This window comes from Veillonella sp. ICM51a, from assembly GCF_000524355.1.
Lineage (GTDB): Bacteria > Bacillota > Negativicutes > Veillonellales > Veillonellaceae > Veillonella > Veillonella atypica.
Genome location: NZ_JAPX01000006.1, coordinates 77272 through 95232, shown reverse-complemented (window position 1 = coordinate 95232; position 17961 = coordinate 77272). Strand labels below are relative to the sequence as shown.

At 38.2% G+C, this 17961-nt stretch carries 15 protein-coding genes, 1 pseudogene and 1 other annotated feature; all 16 genes and pseudogenes read right to left on the bottom strand.

The annotated features are described in order from the left end of the window. Positions 1 to 29 precede the first annotated feature (29 nt). On the bottom strand, positions 30 to 2369 hold the full coding sequence (rnr, locus tag HMPREF1504_RS00855; RefSeq protein ID WP_038122661.1) for a ribonuclease R: 2340 nt from the start codon (positions 2367 to 2369) through the stop codon (positions 30 to 32). A 70-nt stretch (positions 2370 to 2439) separates the two neighbouring features. Continuing rightward, on the bottom strand, positions 2440 to 2676 hold the full coding sequence (gene secG / locus HMPREF1504_RS00850) for a preprotein translocase subunit SecG (RefSeq protein ID WP_005377589.1): 237 nt from the start codon (positions 2674 to 2676) through the stop codon (positions 2440 to 2442). Between the two features lie 5 nt (positions 2677 to 2681). After that, complete coding sequence (gene sigH, locus HMPREF1504_RS00845) at positions 2682 to 3350, bottom strand: RNA polymerase sporulation sigma factor SigH (protein ID WP_005377593.1); 669 nt, start codon at positions 3348 to 3350, stop codon at positions 2682 to 2684. A 128-nt stretch (positions 3351 to 3478) separates the two neighbouring features. Continuing rightward, positions 3479 to 4015, bottom strand: coding sequence for an NYN domain-containing protein (locus HMPREF1504_RS00840; protein WP_005379915.1), 537 nt, complete (start codon positions 4013 to 4015; stop codon positions 3479 to 3481). Positions 4016 to 4024: 9 nt separating this feature from the next. Beyond that, positions 4025 to 4762, bottom strand: coding sequence for a 23S rRNA (guanosine(2251)-2'-O)-methyltransferase RlmB (gene rlmB, locus HMPREF1504_RS00835; protein ID WP_038122658.1), 738 nt, complete (start codon positions 4760 to 4762; stop codon positions 4025 to 4027). Then, the gene (locus HMPREF1504_RS00830) at positions 4755 to 5240 is read right to left on the bottom strand and encodes a Mini-ribonuclease 3 (RefSeq protein WP_038122656.1); all 486 of its coding nucleotides are present in this window, start codon (positions 5238 to 5240) and stop codon (positions 4755 to 4757) included. Before HMPREF1504_RS00830 ends, rlmB begins: the two co-directional genes overlap by 8 nt. Continuing rightward, on the bottom strand, positions 5230 to 6678 hold the full coding sequence (cysS, locus tag HMPREF1504_RS00825) for a cysteine--tRNA ligase (RefSeq protein WP_005377581.1): 1449 nt from the start codon (positions 6676 to 6678) through the stop codon (positions 5230 to 5232). The genes HMPREF1504_RS00830 and cysS overlap by 11 nt, the downstream gene beginning before the upstream one ends. Positions 6679 to 6727: 49 nt before the next feature. Further along, positions 6728 to 6933, bottom strand: a binding site (T-box leader). A 219-nt stretch (positions 6934 to 7152) separates the two neighbouring features. Continuing rightward, a pseudogene (locus HMPREF1504_RS00820) lies at positions 7153 to 7611 on the bottom strand (bile acid:sodium symporter family protein); the annotation flags it as partial. Between the two features lie 6 nt (positions 7612 to 7617). Then, entirely contained in the window at positions 7618 to 9078 is a 1461-nt protein-coding gene (gltX, locus tag HMPREF1504_RS00815; protein WP_038122654.1) for a glutamate--tRNA ligase, read from the bottom strand. Between the two features lie 2 nt (positions 9079 to 9080). Further along, positions 9081 to 10253 carry a 2-C-methyl-D-erythritol 4-phosphate cytidylyltransferase gene (gene ispD, locus HMPREF1504_RS00810; RefSeq protein WP_038122653.1) on the bottom strand — a complete coding sequence of 391 codons (1173 nt, stop codon included), beginning with the start codon at positions 10251 to 10253 and terminating at the stop codon, positions 9081 to 9083. Then, entirely contained in the window at positions 10246 to 11394 is a 1149-nt protein-coding gene (locus HMPREF1504_RS00805; RefSeq protein WP_005377588.1) for a PIN/TRAM domain-containing protein, read from the bottom strand. The genes ispD and HMPREF1504_RS00805 overlap by 8 nt, the downstream gene beginning before the upstream one ends. Positions 11395 to 11464: 70 nt before the next feature. Further along, positions 11465 to 12841 carry a DNA repair protein RadA gene (gene radA, locus HMPREF1504_RS00800; protein ID WP_038122650.1) on the bottom strand — a complete coding sequence of 459 codons (1377 nt, stop codon included), beginning with the start codon at positions 12839 to 12841 and terminating at the stop codon, positions 11465 to 11467. A gap of 155 nt (positions 12842 to 12996) precedes the next feature. Then, positions 12997 to 15447 carry an ATP-dependent Clp protease ATP-binding subunit gene (locus tag HMPREF1504_RS00795; RefSeq protein WP_038122648.1) on the bottom strand — a complete coding sequence of 817 codons (2451 nt, stop codon included), beginning with the start codon at positions 15445 to 15447 and terminating at the stop codon, positions 12997 to 12999. Between the two features lie 156 nt (positions 15448 to 15603). Then, positions 15604 to 16668, bottom strand: coding sequence for a protein arginine kinase (locus HMPREF1504_RS00790; RefSeq protein ID WP_038122646.1), 1065 nt, complete (start codon positions 16666 to 16668; stop codon positions 15604 to 15606). A 10-nt stretch (positions 16669 to 16678) separates the two neighbouring features. After that, complete coding sequence (locus HMPREF1504_RS00785) at positions 16679 to 17218, bottom strand: UvrB/UvrC motif-containing protein (protein WP_005379925.1); 540 nt, start codon at positions 17216 to 17218, stop codon at positions 16679 to 16681. A 6-nt stretch (positions 17219 to 17224) separates the two neighbouring features. Continuing rightward, complete coding sequence (locus HMPREF1504_RS00780; RefSeq protein ID WP_005378713.1) at positions 17225 to 17704, bottom strand: CtsR family transcriptional regulator; 480 nt, start codon at positions 17702 to 17704, stop codon at positions 17225 to 17227. Positions 17705 to 17961 lie beyond the last annotated feature (257 nt).

Genomic DNA, 17961 nt, shown 5'->3' with positions numbered 1-17961 from the left:
TCACCTCACAATAGGTATTAATATTTTTATTATCGTTTACGTTTCTTTACTTTTTTCTTAGACCCTTTATAGTCTTTGCGTCCCTTTTTTTGCTTTGTAACACTAGATAAGCCAGAATATCGTTCTCTTCGTTTAGAAGACTTGCTATGTCCCTTGCCTTTTCGTTTAGATTGTTTAGAGATACCAGAACGCCCAAACGGTTTCTTTTCTCTTACCCCTACATAATCTTCGGAATTCTTCATCATTTCTTGAATTCTCATAAGATTATCCACTTCGCCAAGTACGAAATCGATTTGACGTTTTTCTACATCAGCTTTCACCAATGTCACCATTACCGTATCACCTAAATGATAGATTTGACCCGTACGCTTGCCAACTAATAGGAAATGTTCTTCATCGTAAAAATAGTAATCATCAGTCATCATATTCATATGAACAAGACCATCGATACCATTATCTAACTCTACAAACATACCAAAGGATGTGATGCTAGATATTTTACCCTCAAAGACTTCGCCAATAAATGGAACCATATATTGGGTTTTCTTTAAATCGACTGTGTCGCGCTCAGCAGCTACAGCCACTTGTTCACGTTCTGAAGAATGGACAGCAGCACGTTCTAAAAATTCTGTTTTAGTATCGCGGTGTGCATATCCATCAGGCCATCCCATATCAGCTTTTAATAAGCGATGTACCATGAGATCTGGATATCGTCTAATAGGCGATGTAAAGTGTGTGTAGCATTTCGACGCCAACCCAAAATGACCTGCATTATCGATGCTATATTTAGCTTGTTGCATGGAACGCAATGTCATGATTTGAGCCACTTGTTCAATATCCGTGCCCTTAACAGCATCTAAAATATGTTGGAACACGCGTGGCTCTAATTCATCAAGATGTAATCGAATATCTTGACCTAAATAATTGAGTACCTTTTGATACATACTCATCTTTTCTTCGCTCGGTGTTTCATGGATACGATATACACTCGTACGGTTTGTATTCTTTAGATGAGTAGCTACCGTTTCATTAGCTATAAGCATACATTCTTCAATAAGTCGTTCCGCTAATGTACGGTCGCGACGTACAATGCGCAATGGTGTGCCTTCTGTATCTAAAAGCACCTTATATTCAGGGAAATCAAAATCCAGTGCACCACGACGACGGCGCATATCATTTAAAGTTTTTGCGATGTCGGATAAATTGTGAATCATCGGCATAAGAGGTGCCAAGTCATCAGGAATAATATCTTCGGTTAATGCTTTATAAATCTCTTTATAACTGCAACGGCGATTCACATGGATGATAGATGGTTGAATCCGATAATTAACTACCTTACCATGTGTATCAATTTCCATCATACAGGTCATGGCATACCGATCTTCGCCAGCATTTAAGCTACAAATACCATTGGATAGTACCTCTGGTAACATAGGGATAACTCTGTCTACTAGATAGACAGATGTACCGCGTTTATAGGCTTCTCTATCGATAGCCTTTTGTGACACTACATAATGGCTTACATCGGCAATATGTACACCTAGTTCATAGTTACCATTATCGAGTTTACGACCACTGACTGCATCATCTAGGTCCTTTGCATCTTCTCCATCGATGGTAACCATTGGCACGTCGCGTAAGTCCCAACGTTTAGGATCATCTGTAATGGTCGTGTTGATATGTTGACTCGCTTTCACAACATCTTCTGGAAAAGAAAATGGCAAGTTATAATTAGCCATAATACAGTTAATATCAAGGCCTACGTCACCTTTATAGCCCAATACTTCTGTAATGACACCTTCTGGTTTCTTATCGCCTTCTGGCCATTTGATAATTTTTACAAGCACCTTAGCACCACTACGAGCATCTAAGGTATTATGTAAGTCAACGTAAATATCTGTTCCCAATCGTTCATCATCAGGGATGACAAATCCAAAGGAATGCTGTCTATCATAGGTACCTACAACAGTTTCATTAGCTCGTTCTATGACTTCAGTTATAACACCTTCTCGTTTATGGCGTGAATCACGAGATGTGATAATACGTACACGAACCTTATCATTATGCATAGCAGTGCCCTTATTTTGTTCTGCTATATACACATCCTCTTCATCAGGAGCAGTAATAACAAATCCAAAGGATTTTCTATATCCCTTGTAAATTCCTTCAATAAATTCTGTATCATTATTATAGGCATATACATCTTTTCGTATAAAGCTCAAACGCCCCTCTTTTAATAGTTCTCTAGCAGCATCCATAAAGGCATCCAATTCACGGCCGCCCTTAATATGACAATCCATAGCAGCATCATCGATATGATACGTATGGGGATAAATAGATTTATAAAACGCTAACACTTTTTCTTTCATATAAACACCTCCTTTGCATAATATTTATATATGCTGAAAAAAAGAAAAGCCTGCTAGGCAGGCTTTCAAATTAGAATTGGTTAATCATTGCCCCTAGAACTAAGCTCAACACAGCAAAGATAATACCTAAAATGATTGTACAGCGAGATAAGAACCCATCTAAGCCGCGTTCTTTACCGCCGAATGTAGAATCTGCCGCACCAGAAACGGCGCCGCCCATACCAGAACTCTTACTAGTTTGAGCAATTACAACAACAATCAATAAAATGGACACAATGATTTCTAAAACCATCAAAAAATTTGTCACAATAGTCATCCTTCCTGTGTAGGAGCATCTAATACACGATGTTCCAAAAACTTCTCTAATTTACGTTTAACCCTTTGTAAAGCATTATCAATCGACTTGATGCTACGATCAGTACCTTTTGCCATCTCCTGATATGATTTACCATCTAAATAGCCTTCTAACACTTGCCACTCTAAATCACTTAAAATATGTCCTATGTTTTTTTCTATATCATCTAGCTCTTCTTGGCTAATAATGAGGTCCTCTGGATTTGTACTTCGTGCTGATGAAAGCATTTCTAACAAGGTCCGTTCAGACTCTTCTGTATACACAGGTTTATTTAAAGAAATATAAGAATTGAGTGGTGCGTGTTTTTGACGCGTCGCAGATTTTATGGCCGTAATAATTTGCCGTGTAATACATAGTTCTGCAAATGCCCGAAAAGAGGCTAATTTATCATGTCTAAAATCACGAGTAGCCTTATACAAGCCAATCATGCCTTCTTGAATGATATCATCTCGATCGGCACCTACAAGAAAATAGGTACGCGCCTTAGCGCGCACAAAATTTTTATATTTATTGACTATATAGTCGATTGCAAACTCATTTTGCTCTTGTTGAGCTATGACCACAACTTGCTCATCAGTCATTTCTTTGAAATTGTAATCGGACTGTTGCATATGAAAATTGTTCATAGGTCCTCCATACAATCACATATTGTAGAAATACCAATATATGTTATTATACTTGAATTATATATGTTCTGCAATATTTATGAAATAGAATGTACTTCATACTACTACAGCAGGTCTATCTGTTGTGCTTACTTTGTACCTCTCCGTATAGCTTCTAATTTTTTAGCCACATCGGGATCTAAGTGGTCATATACCTCATTTCTCCTGAGTACCATTTGGTCACGATGATGTTTATGTGTATATTGCAAGCGTTCCTCTTGCTTGGCAAGACGCATATCATTTTGCAATTCTCTTGCTGGAATCCTAAGTCCACCAGAGCCTAATATTTGATTTTGTTCAGCCCCGTCAGAAGTAACGACGTATACATTAGTATACTTACCTTGGCGCAAGAATACTTCTCGTTCAATAAAAGAATCTGCCGTTTCACCATCATCGGTATATACTTCTATAAACCCTTTAGTGATTTCTTCGATACTCGCTATCGACTTAGTATATTTACCATCAAACACGAGTATAACCTCATAGCCTTTAAATTTACCATAGTTTAAAAGCTGATTACGTAATTCCATTCGAGCGTGTTCCAAGGATTCATTAGCCAGTTTTTTTAAACTTTGCCATGCGAAGATAACATTATACCCATCGACGATTAAAATATCCTTTAACATGTAGCACCTCTATTTTACCTTCATAGTCCGTTGTCGAACTGCTTCATACATGAGAATAGCAGCTGCTACAGATGCATTTAAAGAATTTAAATTACCATACATAGGGATGGTAACTAGGAAATCACAAGCTTCTTTTACGACACGACTAATCCCCTTACCTTCATTTCCAATAACAAGGACGGTAGGTATCGTTAAATCGGTTTCATACAAGGTACGGTCACCTTCCATATGAGCACCAAGAACCCAAAAACCTTGCTTTTGAAGCTGTTTAATCGTTTGTGTAACATTGCCAACTTGAACAAGGGGAATTTGTTCCACTGCACCAGCAGATGTTTTGGCAACCGTTGCGTTAATTGGTGCATTATGACGTTTGGGAATTAAAACCGCAGTAGCTCCCACACATTCAGCGGTCCGGATAATAGCCCCCATATTATGAGGATCCTCTACACCATCCGTTAAGATAAGCAATGGATTCTCATGATTCGACTCTTGCAGTACTTCTCCAAGGTCTTTGAATTCTACAGCATTAACAAATGCAATAACACCTTGATGAGGTACATCCGTTTCATATCGATTCATCTGTTTAACAGGTGTGGGACGAACCTCTATCCCCTTGGATTTCGCTAGACCCACGATGTCAGATAAACCCGTTTTAATTTTATCGTCACTCACTAAAATGCGTTGTATAGAACGGCCTGCTTTTAATGCTTCCTTTACGGCATTTCTGCCTACAATATAATTATCCATGTGAAAGTCCTCTTAATGTAATAGAATAGGCCTCTTTCATCAATTCATTAAGTCGATCCTGCTGACCTGTTTCATATAAGAAACCAAGGACTGCTTCAAAGGCGGTACTATTTCGATATTCCCGTACAGAACTACTCTTAGGTACATTGACATTACTATTTCGAGCTCGTCTAGCAATTGTTTGTTCATCCTCTGTAAACATTGATTCTAATTGTTCCAATACTTTTGACTGAGATTTTGCACAAATAAATTCAGTTACCAATGTATGTAGAATCTGAACCCTCGAAATACTCATTTCTACAACGCGTTGTCTAATGTACATAGAATATACAGCATCACCAATATAGGCCAACATAACAGCATCTGAAGCTAAAACTTCAGATGCTGATTTAGATACAAAAGAATGGTCCTCCGTATCTAAGAGTATTAATTTTTTAATAGCTTCTTGTTTCAGAAATTGAAATTGCTTAAATTTCACGCTTTTTCCACCGTGCTCCTGCAGGAGAATCTTCAATAGTAATGCCAATTTCAGCTAATCGGTCGCGAATACAGTCGGCAAGAGCCCATTGCTTTTGTTCACGGCATGCTTGACGAACAGAGAGAATAACATCCATCAATTGTTCGTATTCTGCTGCGTCAGCACCAGTATTACCTTCCCAAGCTTTTTCTAATACGCCAATGACCTCTGTCATAAATTTGAAGATACGTTTTACCTCTGCGATAGCATCTTGGCAAACAACGCCTTCTCTACCTGTTACAACTTGATAGTAAATATTAATTTCCTTAGCAAGACCAAACATACTAGATGTAGCTAATGCAGTATTAAAATCATCGCTCATAGCGGCTTCGAATTCTTCTTCATATTCTTTAGCTTTTTCTAATAAACGTTGAGCATCATCACAAGGGCCCGCTTCACATTTTTCAAGATATAAAAGATTTTCGATAGCAGTGCCTAATCGTTCCAAAGATTTGTTAGCTTCTTCTAAACGTTCATCGGAGAAATCCAATGGACTACGATAATGTGTGCTAAGTAAGAAGTAACGCAAAGCATCTGGACTATATTGTTCCAAAATATCTTTCACCAAGAAGAAATTGTTCAAGGATTTAGACATTTTTTCGGAATTAATCGTAATGAATCCATTATGCAACCAGTATTTTACAGAAGGATGATGACCAGAACAACCTTCAGATTGAGCAATTTCATTCTCATGATGAGGGAAAATCAAATCACTACCACCACCATGGAAATCAAATTCTTCGCCTAAATATTTTTGGCTCATAGCGGAACATTCAATATGCCAACCTGGACGACCGTTGCCCCAAGGGCTTTCCCAGAATGGTTCACCTGGCTTGGCAGCTTTCCAAAGTGCAAAGTCCATAGGGTTCTTTTTACGACCATCTACTTCAATACGAGCGCCTGCTTCCATATCATCTAATGTACGACCAGACAATTCACCATAATGATCAAATTTTTCTACGCTAAAATACACATCGCCATCTAACTCATAAGCATAACCCTTATCGATAAGAGTCTCAATCATTTTAAGGATATCAGGGATATGAGTAGATACGCGTGGGTATACATCGGCACGTTCTACGCCGAGTGCATCCATTACTTCAAAATAGCTATCGATATAACGATTAGCAATTACGTCCCATGCCACGCCTTCACCATTAGATGTATTAATAATCTTGTCGTCTACATCAGTGAAGTTTTGTACATACGTTACTTTATATCCTACATGTTTCATGTAGCGACGAATTACATCCCACGTTACAAAAGGACGAGCATTACCAATATGAGGATGATTATATGGTGTCACACCACAAACATACATCTTTGCTTCACCTGGTGTTACAGGAGTAAATACCTCTTTTTGGCGCGTCATTGTATTATAAACTGTAATTTCTCTCATCGATACTGATGCCTCCATATTCGAAAAATAAAAAAGAACCCTCATCTCATACAGAGACGATGGTCCGCGGTTCCACTCTGTTAGGCACCAATGTGGTACCCACTCATCGCATAACGGCGCGTCACCGGACAAACCTACCTATAATCGGAATGTCAGCTCATGAATGCATTTCGTCTACCTATCCTTAAACCCTCCCACCATCGGTTCTCGCTAAAAAGTTAGTTGTAGAGTACTTCTTTCAATCTTAGCTTTTAATGTATACCTATATTAAGATATAAAATAATTTTACCAATAATGCTATATAATGTCAATAATTACAAGAAAAACCTCCATCTTCAAAACCATTGAATATGTCCCTTTATCAAGGGAATTAAACATATTAAGGATTATGAAAATGGAGGTTTAACTATATATTTTATTGAAATATATTATCAATTATAAATTATTAGAACGATTTACTTAATAAGTTAATGACTAAGCTTGTTCTAACTTCTCTTTATCATCATGTTTGCGGCAAATACCGGCAAAAATAGAGCCTGTAAAATTATGAATAATCGAGAAAACAGCACCCGCTACCGCTGCTTGAGGTGTGAAATGTTTCATCGCTAGTGAAACGGATAATGCAGAGTTTTGCATAGCCACTTCAATTTGCATAGCACGACGAGATGATACATCGATGTTAAGAATTTTACAAATAAAGAATGTAACAACGTAGCCACTCAAGTTTTGTACTAAACAAGCTACAAAAATGATGAGACCTGTTTCAGCAATTTGTTTTTGGTTAACCGCTGTTACGGCTGCTAAGATAAGTAATACTGCAATAGCTGCTATGGTAGGACATACAGATTTAACAGGTTCAATTTTAGATCCAATAAAGTAATTCAATACAATACCTAAAATGATTGGAACCAATACGATTTTAACAATGGAAATGTTTTATTATTTAGTTAAAGCACCTACATTGTCTAAATGATGTAAGCATTTTTCTTTACCAAGCAATGTAACGATATTGTTTAAGTCAGGACCATGCATTTGACCAGTCAAGGCAACACGCAATGGCATGAATACAAATTTACCTTTCAAAGCAGTTTCTTTCATAACAGCCTTGATAGCCTTTTTAACAGCTTCTGGTGTAACTTCTTCCATGTCTGCTAATTTTTCTTTGAAAGCATTCAATACTGTTGGCGCAGATTCTTCGTTAAGCACTGCCTTTAACTCTTCTTCATGACCTTCTTCGAGGAATACTGTTTCCCCCATGAACATGCCTACATGATCTTTAATTTGAGCACCAAAGCTAATATGATCACGGAATGTAGAACAAAGTAATGTTAACCAATCAATATCAGATTGATTCAAGCTATCTGGAGCTAAACCAACTTCTTTTAAATGCGGCAAGCAAAGGCGGAATAATTCTTCATCGCTCAAATTTTTCATGTAATGGAAATTGATGTGGTTTAATTTATCGATATCAAATACAGCTGGGTTCTTAGCAACGCGATCCATGGAGAAGGCTTGAATCAATTCATCTTGTGTAAAGAATTCTTCTTCACCTTCTGGAGCCCAACCAAGAAGTGCCAAGAAGTTTACTAATGCTTCTGGCAAGTAACCCAATTGCTTATATTGATCAACAGATGTAGCACCATGACGTTTAGACATCTTCTTATAATCTTTGCCAAGAATCAAGGAGATATGGCCAAATATAGGAATTTCCCAACCAAGTGCTTCGTAGATAGCCATTTGACGAGGTGTGTTGGATAAATGTTCTTCCGCACGAATAACGTGAGTGATTTTCATCATGTGGTCATCCATTACAACGGCAAAGTTATATACAGGGATACCATCGGATTTTACGATTACAAAGTCACCTACACCATTGGACTCGAAGGATACATGACCACGAACCATATCATCGAATGCATAGGTTTTATTCAAAGGTACGCGAAGACGGATAGTTGGTTTTCTACCTTCTGCACGATATTTTTCTTTTTCTTCTTCTGTAAGATGGCAACAATGACCATTATATTTAGGGGTTTCACCGCGTTCCATTTGCGCCTGACGTACTTCATCAAGCCCTTCAGCTGTACAGAAGCATTCATACGCTTTATCTTCATCAAGTAGGCGTTGTGTTACTTCTTTATACAAATCAAGACGTTCTGTTTGACGATAAGGGCCATTTTCACCACCTACGTCGATGCCTTCATCCCAATTCATACCGAGCCATTGCAAAGATGCTTTAATATTTTCTTCACTTTCACGAGTAGAACGAGATAAATCTGTATCCTCAATGCGAAGTACAAACGTACCTTTTTCCTTACGTGCTAATAGCCAGTTGAACAAAGCGGATCGAGCACCGCCAATATGAAATGGACCTGTTGGACTTGGCGCAAAACGTACCTTCATAATTAAACCTCTCCTTCATATACGGAAACTACTGCCTGTGCTGCAATACCTTCACGGCGCCCGATGGCACCAAGCATTTCATTGGTAGTAGCCTTAATACTAATGCGATCTAATGGAATTTCTAAAACAGATTGTAAATTAGCCTTCATCGTATCGATGTGTGGCTTTAATTTTGGCGTTTCAGAAATAACCATAATATCTATATTATAGGCTTCTAAGCCTCTTTCTTTCAACAAGGAATTCACATGTTTTAATAAAATCATGCTAGAAATCCCTTTATATGCATCATCTTCTGGTGGAAAATAGTAGCCTATATCCTTTAAACCAGCAGCACCAAGTAAGGCATCCATCAACGCATGAATCAATACATCTGCATCGGAATGACCATCGGGGCCAACCGGTGATTCGATATGAACACCGCCCAAAATACAAGGTCTTCCTTCCTTCAATCGATGAATATCATATCCAAAACCTACGCGCATCTGTTGCTCCTTGATTCCTAAATACCGTTTAGCCACCGCTATATCGTTTGGTGTCGTAACCTTGATGTTCTCATAATCGCCATCTAAAATGTACACATCTTTACCGATATATTCAACTAAGGACACGTCGTCCGTCCCCAAATAAGCATCACGCTTAGCCGTTTCCTGAGCTTCTTTGAATATATCTTTTAGAAAACCTTGTGGCGTTTGAATATTCATCAACTCGTTACGATTCAATGTTTCTAAAACCTGTCCATCGATATCAACACGCTTAATCGTATCTGTAGATGGTACGCCTATAGTCACAGCACCATGAGTCTTGGCCCCTTCAATGACACGTTCAAATAACTCTGGCTTTGCTAAAGGTCTAGCTCCATCGTGAACGAGGACAATATCCATATCATCGCTAACCGCTTGTAAACCTGCATACACAGAATCTTGTCGCTCTTTGCCACCTGTGATAATTTTAATTGATTTTGAAAGCCCTAATGATGCAATATGCTGCTTCATATAGTCTGCTTCGCCATCAGCAACAACGAGAATGACTTCACTCACTGCTTTAACTTGTTCAATGTGACTTAACGTCCATTGAATAATCGATTTATTGCCAAGTTTAATGAAGATTTTGTTCTCATCATGACCCATCCGGCGACCTGCGCCGGCAGCTAATACAATACAGCTAACCTTACTCATGCTTACCTCCATCTACACGCGCAAAAATCATACGACCTGCACTGGTTTGTAAAATGGATGTAACCATAACCTCAACCTCTTGACCTACATACGGACGACCATCTTCTACGACAATCATTGTACCATCGTCTAGGTAAGCAACGCCTTGTTGAACCTCTTTACCTTCCTTCATTACTTGTACGCGAATCCATTCGCCTGCAATAAGGGCCGGTTTTAATACATTGGCTAATTCGTTTAAATTTAAAACCTTAATGCCTTGTACACGAGCCACCTTATTAAGATTAAAATCATTGGTCATAAGCTTCCATTGTTTCTCTAAAGCTAATCGCATCAATTTAGAATCAACTTCGTGTAGATCATCATAGTCATCTTCTACAATTTCAATAGATACAAGTTTTGCATCCTGCATTTCTTTTAAAATATCTAACCCACGACGGCCACGATTTCGTTTCATCGCATCTGCGGAGTCGGAAATAATTTGTAACTCATTTAAAACAAAGACAGGAACTACCAATGGGCCATCAATAAACCCAGTAGCGCACAGCTCCTTAATACGCCCATCAATAATAACAGAAGTATCTAATAACTTTGCAGTTGAATTTGAGTCACTGGACTTGTGAGATCCAAACATGTTGAAGCCTCTACTTTTTTTAGTCCCCGCTTCACTGCGTTTCCATTGCTTTAAATAGTTAAGATACATTTCAGGTCCCTTACGGGCCATCAAACGTACACCGCTATAGCCAAAAATGGCACTTAAGATGATTGAAATATACGGTCCAATGATAGGAACCTGATTGAATGCTGCACCAATTAAATTAGCAATAATAAGACCAAATAATAAACCGATGGTGCCTGCAATCAATTCTTGGTTAGGAATATGTGTTAATACCCGTTCCAATCGTCTAGCAATGACTAAACCTTGTTTTAAAATAAAGGACGAAATAAAATAGCCTATTAAAATACCAATTATTGTACCAAGCACAATAACTGAAATACGTGCTACAGTGAGCGACATATCTCCAAAGCTTGCAAATTGAGATACTAAATAAGGATCAATAATAGGGGCTAAATTGTCCATACCTACGTATGCGGCCGTGCCGATAAGGATAGCAATCACATACCGTAAAATGCCATAAATCATGGCATCACCTCCTTCGAATACCATAGAGTTTATACTCAATGAATTAGCCTTCTATGAACTATAACATGTATTAAGAAAATGCGAGTTGCATCGCTTGTGCAATTGACGTAACACCACGGATTTGAATAGACTTATCATCGTGCTTAATTTGCTTGTAGTTCCCTTCTGGGATAATAAACTTTGTAAAGCCCAATTTCTTAGCTTCATTAATTCGTTGTTCTATGCGTGGGATACTACGAACATTACCGGTCAATCCAACCTCTCCAAGAATCACCATGTCATGAGGCACTACGCGATTTTTTAAATTTGATACAATGGCAACGGCCATCGATAAATCACAAGCCGGTTCATTAACCTTTAACCCACCGATTACATTGACGTAGACATCCTTATTGCCCAACGTAAAGCCGCAGCGTTTTTCCAATACTGCTAGTAGCACAATTAGACGATTCAAATCATAGCCAATAGCCGTACGCCTTGGCATTCCAAAGGCTGTTGTAGCTACCAAACTTTGAACCTCTACCAGAATGGGACGAACCCCTTCAAGATAAATCATGACCGCACTACCACTTTCATCATCTGCTCGTTCAGCTAACAAGGACGCCGACGGATTAGCCAGCTCTGCTAAACCATCTTCTATCATGGTAAAAATACCGGTTTCCGATGTGGAACCAAAACGATTTTTGATAGCTCGTAATATACGGAACTGATAGGAACGTTCCCCTTCAAAATAGAGTACTACATCCACCATATGTTCAAGCATACGAGGGCCTGCAATATTGCCTTCCTTTGTTACATGACCAATGATAATGGTCGGAATATTCTGTTCTTTACAAAACCGTAATAAACGCGATGTACACTCACGGACTTGACTAACACTACCAGGTGCAGCTTCGATATCTGCAGTAAACATTGTTTGTATGGAGTCGATGACCAGTAATGATGGTTTTTGATCTAATGCGACCTCAAGAATATGGTCTAAATCTGTATCGGCTATCACATGTAATCGTTCGCTATTAATATGTAATCGTTCCGCTCTCAATTTTAATTGTAATTGTGATTCTTCGCCAGATGCATATAAAACAGTACCAACTGTATCGGCCACCTTTTGAGAAACTTGTAAAAGCAGTGTTGATTTACCAATACCAGGATCGCCACCTAATAACATTAACGCACCAGGCACAATACCGCCACCAAGCACTCTATCTATCTCCTTATATGTTGTAGGAATTCTTGATACAGCGGACATCTCAATATCTGGTAATGCCACCGGTTTAGCCGTATTGGTGCCCACCCCACGTACAGATGGTGTACGGCTGTGTTTAGTGTCTTTCACCACTTCTTCAACCAATGTATTCCATTCACCGCATTGAGGGCACTTTCCCATCCATTTGGCAGATTCAGCACCACAATTATTACAAAAGAAAACTGTTTTTACCTTTGCCATACAACCCCCATGAAAAGTAAAAGGTCATGAATGATAATTCACTCATGACCTTTTGTGCATAATTTATACTACGGTCAACTATTATCACTAATAGTATACCATTTTGACATAAAATTTTACATAAAAGACTGTATGAAAATAATATCTATTCCCAGTTAATTAGAAGCTTTTACCACAATGTGTTCATCTTCTACATCGGCCTTGATGATAGCTCCTTCAGGAGCATTACCTTGTAAAATAAGATCTGATATAGGATCTTCAATTAACCGTTGAATAGCTCGTTTCAATGGACGTGCGCCCATAGAGAAATCAGATCCTTCTTTCACAAGCAAATCCATAGCAGCTGGTGAAATTTCTAGTGATAATCCCATATCACCAAGACGTTTTACTACAGTATCCATTAAAATTGTAACAATTTGTTTTAAATCGTTTGACGTTAAAGCATGGAATACAATCATTTCATCGATACGATTCAAAAATTCAGGACGGAAATGACGCTTTACAGAATCCATAACAGATTTTTTTGCTTCCTTAAAATTAACAACACTAACATCTTCAGTGTTGCTATCAGCCTTCTTAGCTGCTAAAAATCCTAGTTCAGGTGAATCCTTGCGCAGAGCTTTAGCACCTAGATTACTCGTCATGATGATAACAGTATTTCTAAAATCAACAGTGCGACCCTGACTATCTGTTAATCGACCATCATCAAGAACCTGCAATAAGATATTAAAGAAATCTGCATGAGCCTTTTCTACTTCGTCAAGTAGAATTACGCTATATGGTTTTCGGCGAACTGCATCAGTTAATTGCCCACCTTCTTCATAGCCAACATAGCCTGGAGGCGCACCTACTAAACGCGATACCGTATGCTTTTCCATATATTCGGACATATCTAGGCGAATCATCGCCGTCTCATCACCAAATAAGGCAACAGCTAGGGCACGAGCCAATTCGGTTTTCCCAACGCCAGTAGGTCCTAAGAATAAGAATGACCCAATAGGACGTTTAGGATCTTTTAAACCAGCTCTAGCGCGGCGAACAGCCTTAGAAATGGCCACAACAGCCTCATCTTGACCAATGACACGTTTATGAAGCTCTTCTTCTAGATGTAATAATGATTCAGATTCTTCCTGTGCGATTTTAGAAACAGGAATCCCCGTCCATTGTGCTACAACAGAGGCGATATCTTCGTCAGTCACAACTAACTTAGCATCGCTATTTTCCTTAGCCGCTTTTTTCTTATCGTTGATTTCCTTTTCAATGCGCTTTTCTTCATCACGCATCTCAGCCGCCTTCTCAAATTCTTGAGCTGTTACAGCCGCTTCTTTTTCCTTTTTTACATCTGCTAATTGTGTTTCCAATGCTTTCACATCGGGTGCGGCAGAAAACACTTTCATCCGCACCTTAGATGCTGCCTCATCGACAACATCGATAGCCTTATCTGGCAAGAACCGATCCGTAATATAACGACTGGATAGTGAAACCGCAGCTTCCAATGCTTCGTCAGTAATCTTTGCCTTATGAAAGGCCTCATATCGATCGCGTAGACCCTTTAGAATTTCGAGTGCATCCTCCTCAGAAGGTTCACCGACCAAAACCGGTTGAAATCTACGTTCTAGCGCAGCATCTTTTTCGATATGCTTTTTATATTCATCCAAGGTTGTAGCGCCAATCACTTGAAACTCACCACGAGCCAATGCAGGTTTTAAAATATTTGCTGCATCCATGGCCCCCTCAGTGGCTCCAGCGCCAACTAATGTATGAATTTCATCGATGAAAATAATCATATCGTCATGTTTTTGAACTTCATCGATTGCTTTTTTCAATCGTTCTTCAAATTCGCCACGATACTTCGCACCGGCTAACATGGAACTGATGCTCAATGAAATAATTCGCTTATTGCGTAATATTTCTGGCACATTACCATTTACAATACGCTGTGCCAATCCTTCTGCAATAGCCGTTTTGCCTACACCTGGTTCACCGATAAGTACCGGATTATTTTTGGTACGACGACTCAGAATTTGAATAACCCTCGAAATCTCTTTATCCCTGCCAATTACAGGATCTATTTTTCCTTGTTTAGCCGATTCATTTAAATCTGTTCCGAAGTCAGCAAGATCACCTAATGAACTATTATCTTTCCTATCTTCCCCACTATGACTAGCGCTGTCAGAAGAGCCGAGAATTGTTCGAATCGTATCCACAATATCATTTGCACGAATATTATGATTGCGCAATATACCTACTGCTACGCCACCACCATCGCTCAACAGACCTAATAGAATATGTTCTGTTCCCACATAATTGTGGTTCATATGATTAGCCACTTCAACAGCTAACTCCAGCACATGTTTTACACGGGGAGTCATATAGACGGAACTAGCCTTCTTATTACCTCGTCCTATATGCTCTTCAACATCTTCAATAATAGTCTCTGCACTGAGACCAAGCTCATTAAGAGCCTTTGCGGCAACACTATTTTTAACCTTTATAAGCCCGATGAGTACATGCTCCGTTCCCACATAGTCATGCCCTAGTTCTAAGGCCGCTTCTTGGGCGAAGGATAACACTCGTTGTGCATCATCTGTAAATCGTTGCATCATATGTATTACCTCGTTCGCAAACATCAGTTTGCGCTCTTTATATAAACTTCATTCATGAAATGAAGGTACATTTTATCAATCTATATAAAATGTAATTTCTTGAATATCTCCATGAATAGTATTCTTAAATATCATAGAAAATAGGAAAATCACTTATTATTTTTGTGAAAGTTTTTCTCTAATAACTGCTGCTCTATAATTATCGCATTCTTGAGGACTTATCTCTTCTTTTCCCATATATTTAAGTAAAAAATTAGGTCTTGTAATAGCCACCAACTCATTAAAACTATCGTTCGACCATGCTGGTAAGATATTTAAATCTACACCTAATTGAACATCGCTTAATTTTTCTAGGGACTCCTGACCACTTATAGACCTTGCATATCGCAATATACCATAGGACCGCCACAAATGATCTTCAAGACCATCTTTATCATTGTGTACCAATGTTTGACGACATTTTCGCTCTTCTGCTATGATACCTTCTACAATTTTCGTCAATTGCTCAATGGTATCGGCTTCGCTAATGCCCATCGTACGTTGATTAGACACCTGATACATATGACCTAATGCGTCAGAACCTTCGCCATATAAACCGCGCACAGAATAGCCAAGCTGAACAATACTCCGAACAAGACGATTAATGCGTCCAGTCATTGCTAATGCAGGAAGATGAAGCATAACAGAGGCGCGTAAACCGGTGCCCACATTCGTTGGGCATGCAGTTAAATAGCCAAAAGATTCATTAAATGCAAATGGTTGCTTCTCATCAATAGCATCATCAATGCGTTCTGCATGGTGAAAAGCATCTATTAAATTCAGGCCCGCCTCCATAGTTTGTATGCGCAAATGGTCCTCTTCATTAACCATAATTGCTACCGATGCGTCATCGGATACAAGTAAGCTACGATATGGCATTTTTTCAGCCATAACAGGACTAATCAAATGTTTTTCCACAAGAATAGCACGCTCTGTATCGGATAATTTATCAAGACTAATACAGTAATAATCTTGATTGTCGGAATCTTTTAACGTAGTAACCAAACCACGTGCAATAGAATCAACATGATGTAGAGCGGCTCCATCATTTTTATTGGTAAATAATGTGTCTCTGAAATTCCGAGCTAATCGTATACGACTAGAAATAACGATATGATCTGAATCGGATGGCGTATGTTGGAGCCATTTACTAAGGGCTGCATCTAATATATTATCAAACATACTATCCTCCTCAATTTTCTTTACTATCGACCTTCGATTCTAAAGCTTTGATTTTATCTCTAATTTGAGCTGCTTCTTCAAAGTTTTCATCACCGATGGCCGTTTCTAATTGACGTCGTAATTGCTTAATTTCATATTGTGCTTTAAACACATTATGCCCTTGGTTTGGTACGCGTCCTTCATATTCAACTGACCCTTGAATGCGTTGAACCAATGATGCAATCTGATTTTTAAAAGTTTCGTAACAACTAGGACATCCAAATTTCCCAAATCGATTAAAATCTTCAAATGTATTTCCACAATTTGGACAGCGTTTCATCTGCTGTGATTGCAACATATGGTCTGGGTACACCATATTTTTGAAAAAATCATTGGAGAAAAAGTCATTGTCCCAAATATCATTGACAAAAGAACTAAATGGAGATAACTTACCATCTTTTTGTAATTTATTAGCACAGGACGAACATAAATGTTGTTCTGTTTTTTGATTATTAACGATATTTGTCATATGCACTGTTGCTTCATTTGTATGGCAATGATCGCATTTCATATGACATCACTCCTTCCGCAATGTCTCTATCATGGATGCATAAAGATTGCGAATAGCATCATTTCTAGATTCATAATCTACATGTTCAATGATGCTGGCAAATGAATTATGCATCATTTGAGCCTCGCGCTTTGTAATTTTATTATCTTGTAACAATTGAAATAAAGATTGATCAACATCGCGTAAATCGATTAACCGTTCCACGCGATTTGGACCTTCATAGATATGATAGGTTGTCACTGCTGGTACCATATTAGAAGATTCTGGTTGCAACTTACGAATTCTAATATATCCACCTAATCCACGTCTAGATTCAACATCAAATCCTCGTTCATTAGAAAAACGCGTACTCAATACATAGCTAATCTGAGATGGTGCACAATCTAATTCATCGGCCAACTCATTTCTCTTTAAAATCAATCTTTCTTGTTCTTCTGTTAATTTATTAAGTATAAATTTTTCTATTTTATCAGCTATAACGCTCATAATAACACCCCTTTATAAATTTATCTCTTAATTTGTCTTTTTGTTCTTTTAATATATTTTTATTATATTTGACTATTTGACCATTGTCAAATATAAAGTCAAATTTTTATAAATTATTATTTGACTATTACCAAAATACGTAAATTTATTACATGAATTGCCCCAACAAATCAATGTATGTACGTAAATGTTTCTACGAATAGACTAATATAAGAATTCAATGTATAATATTAAAGATATAATAACGTATGTACGAA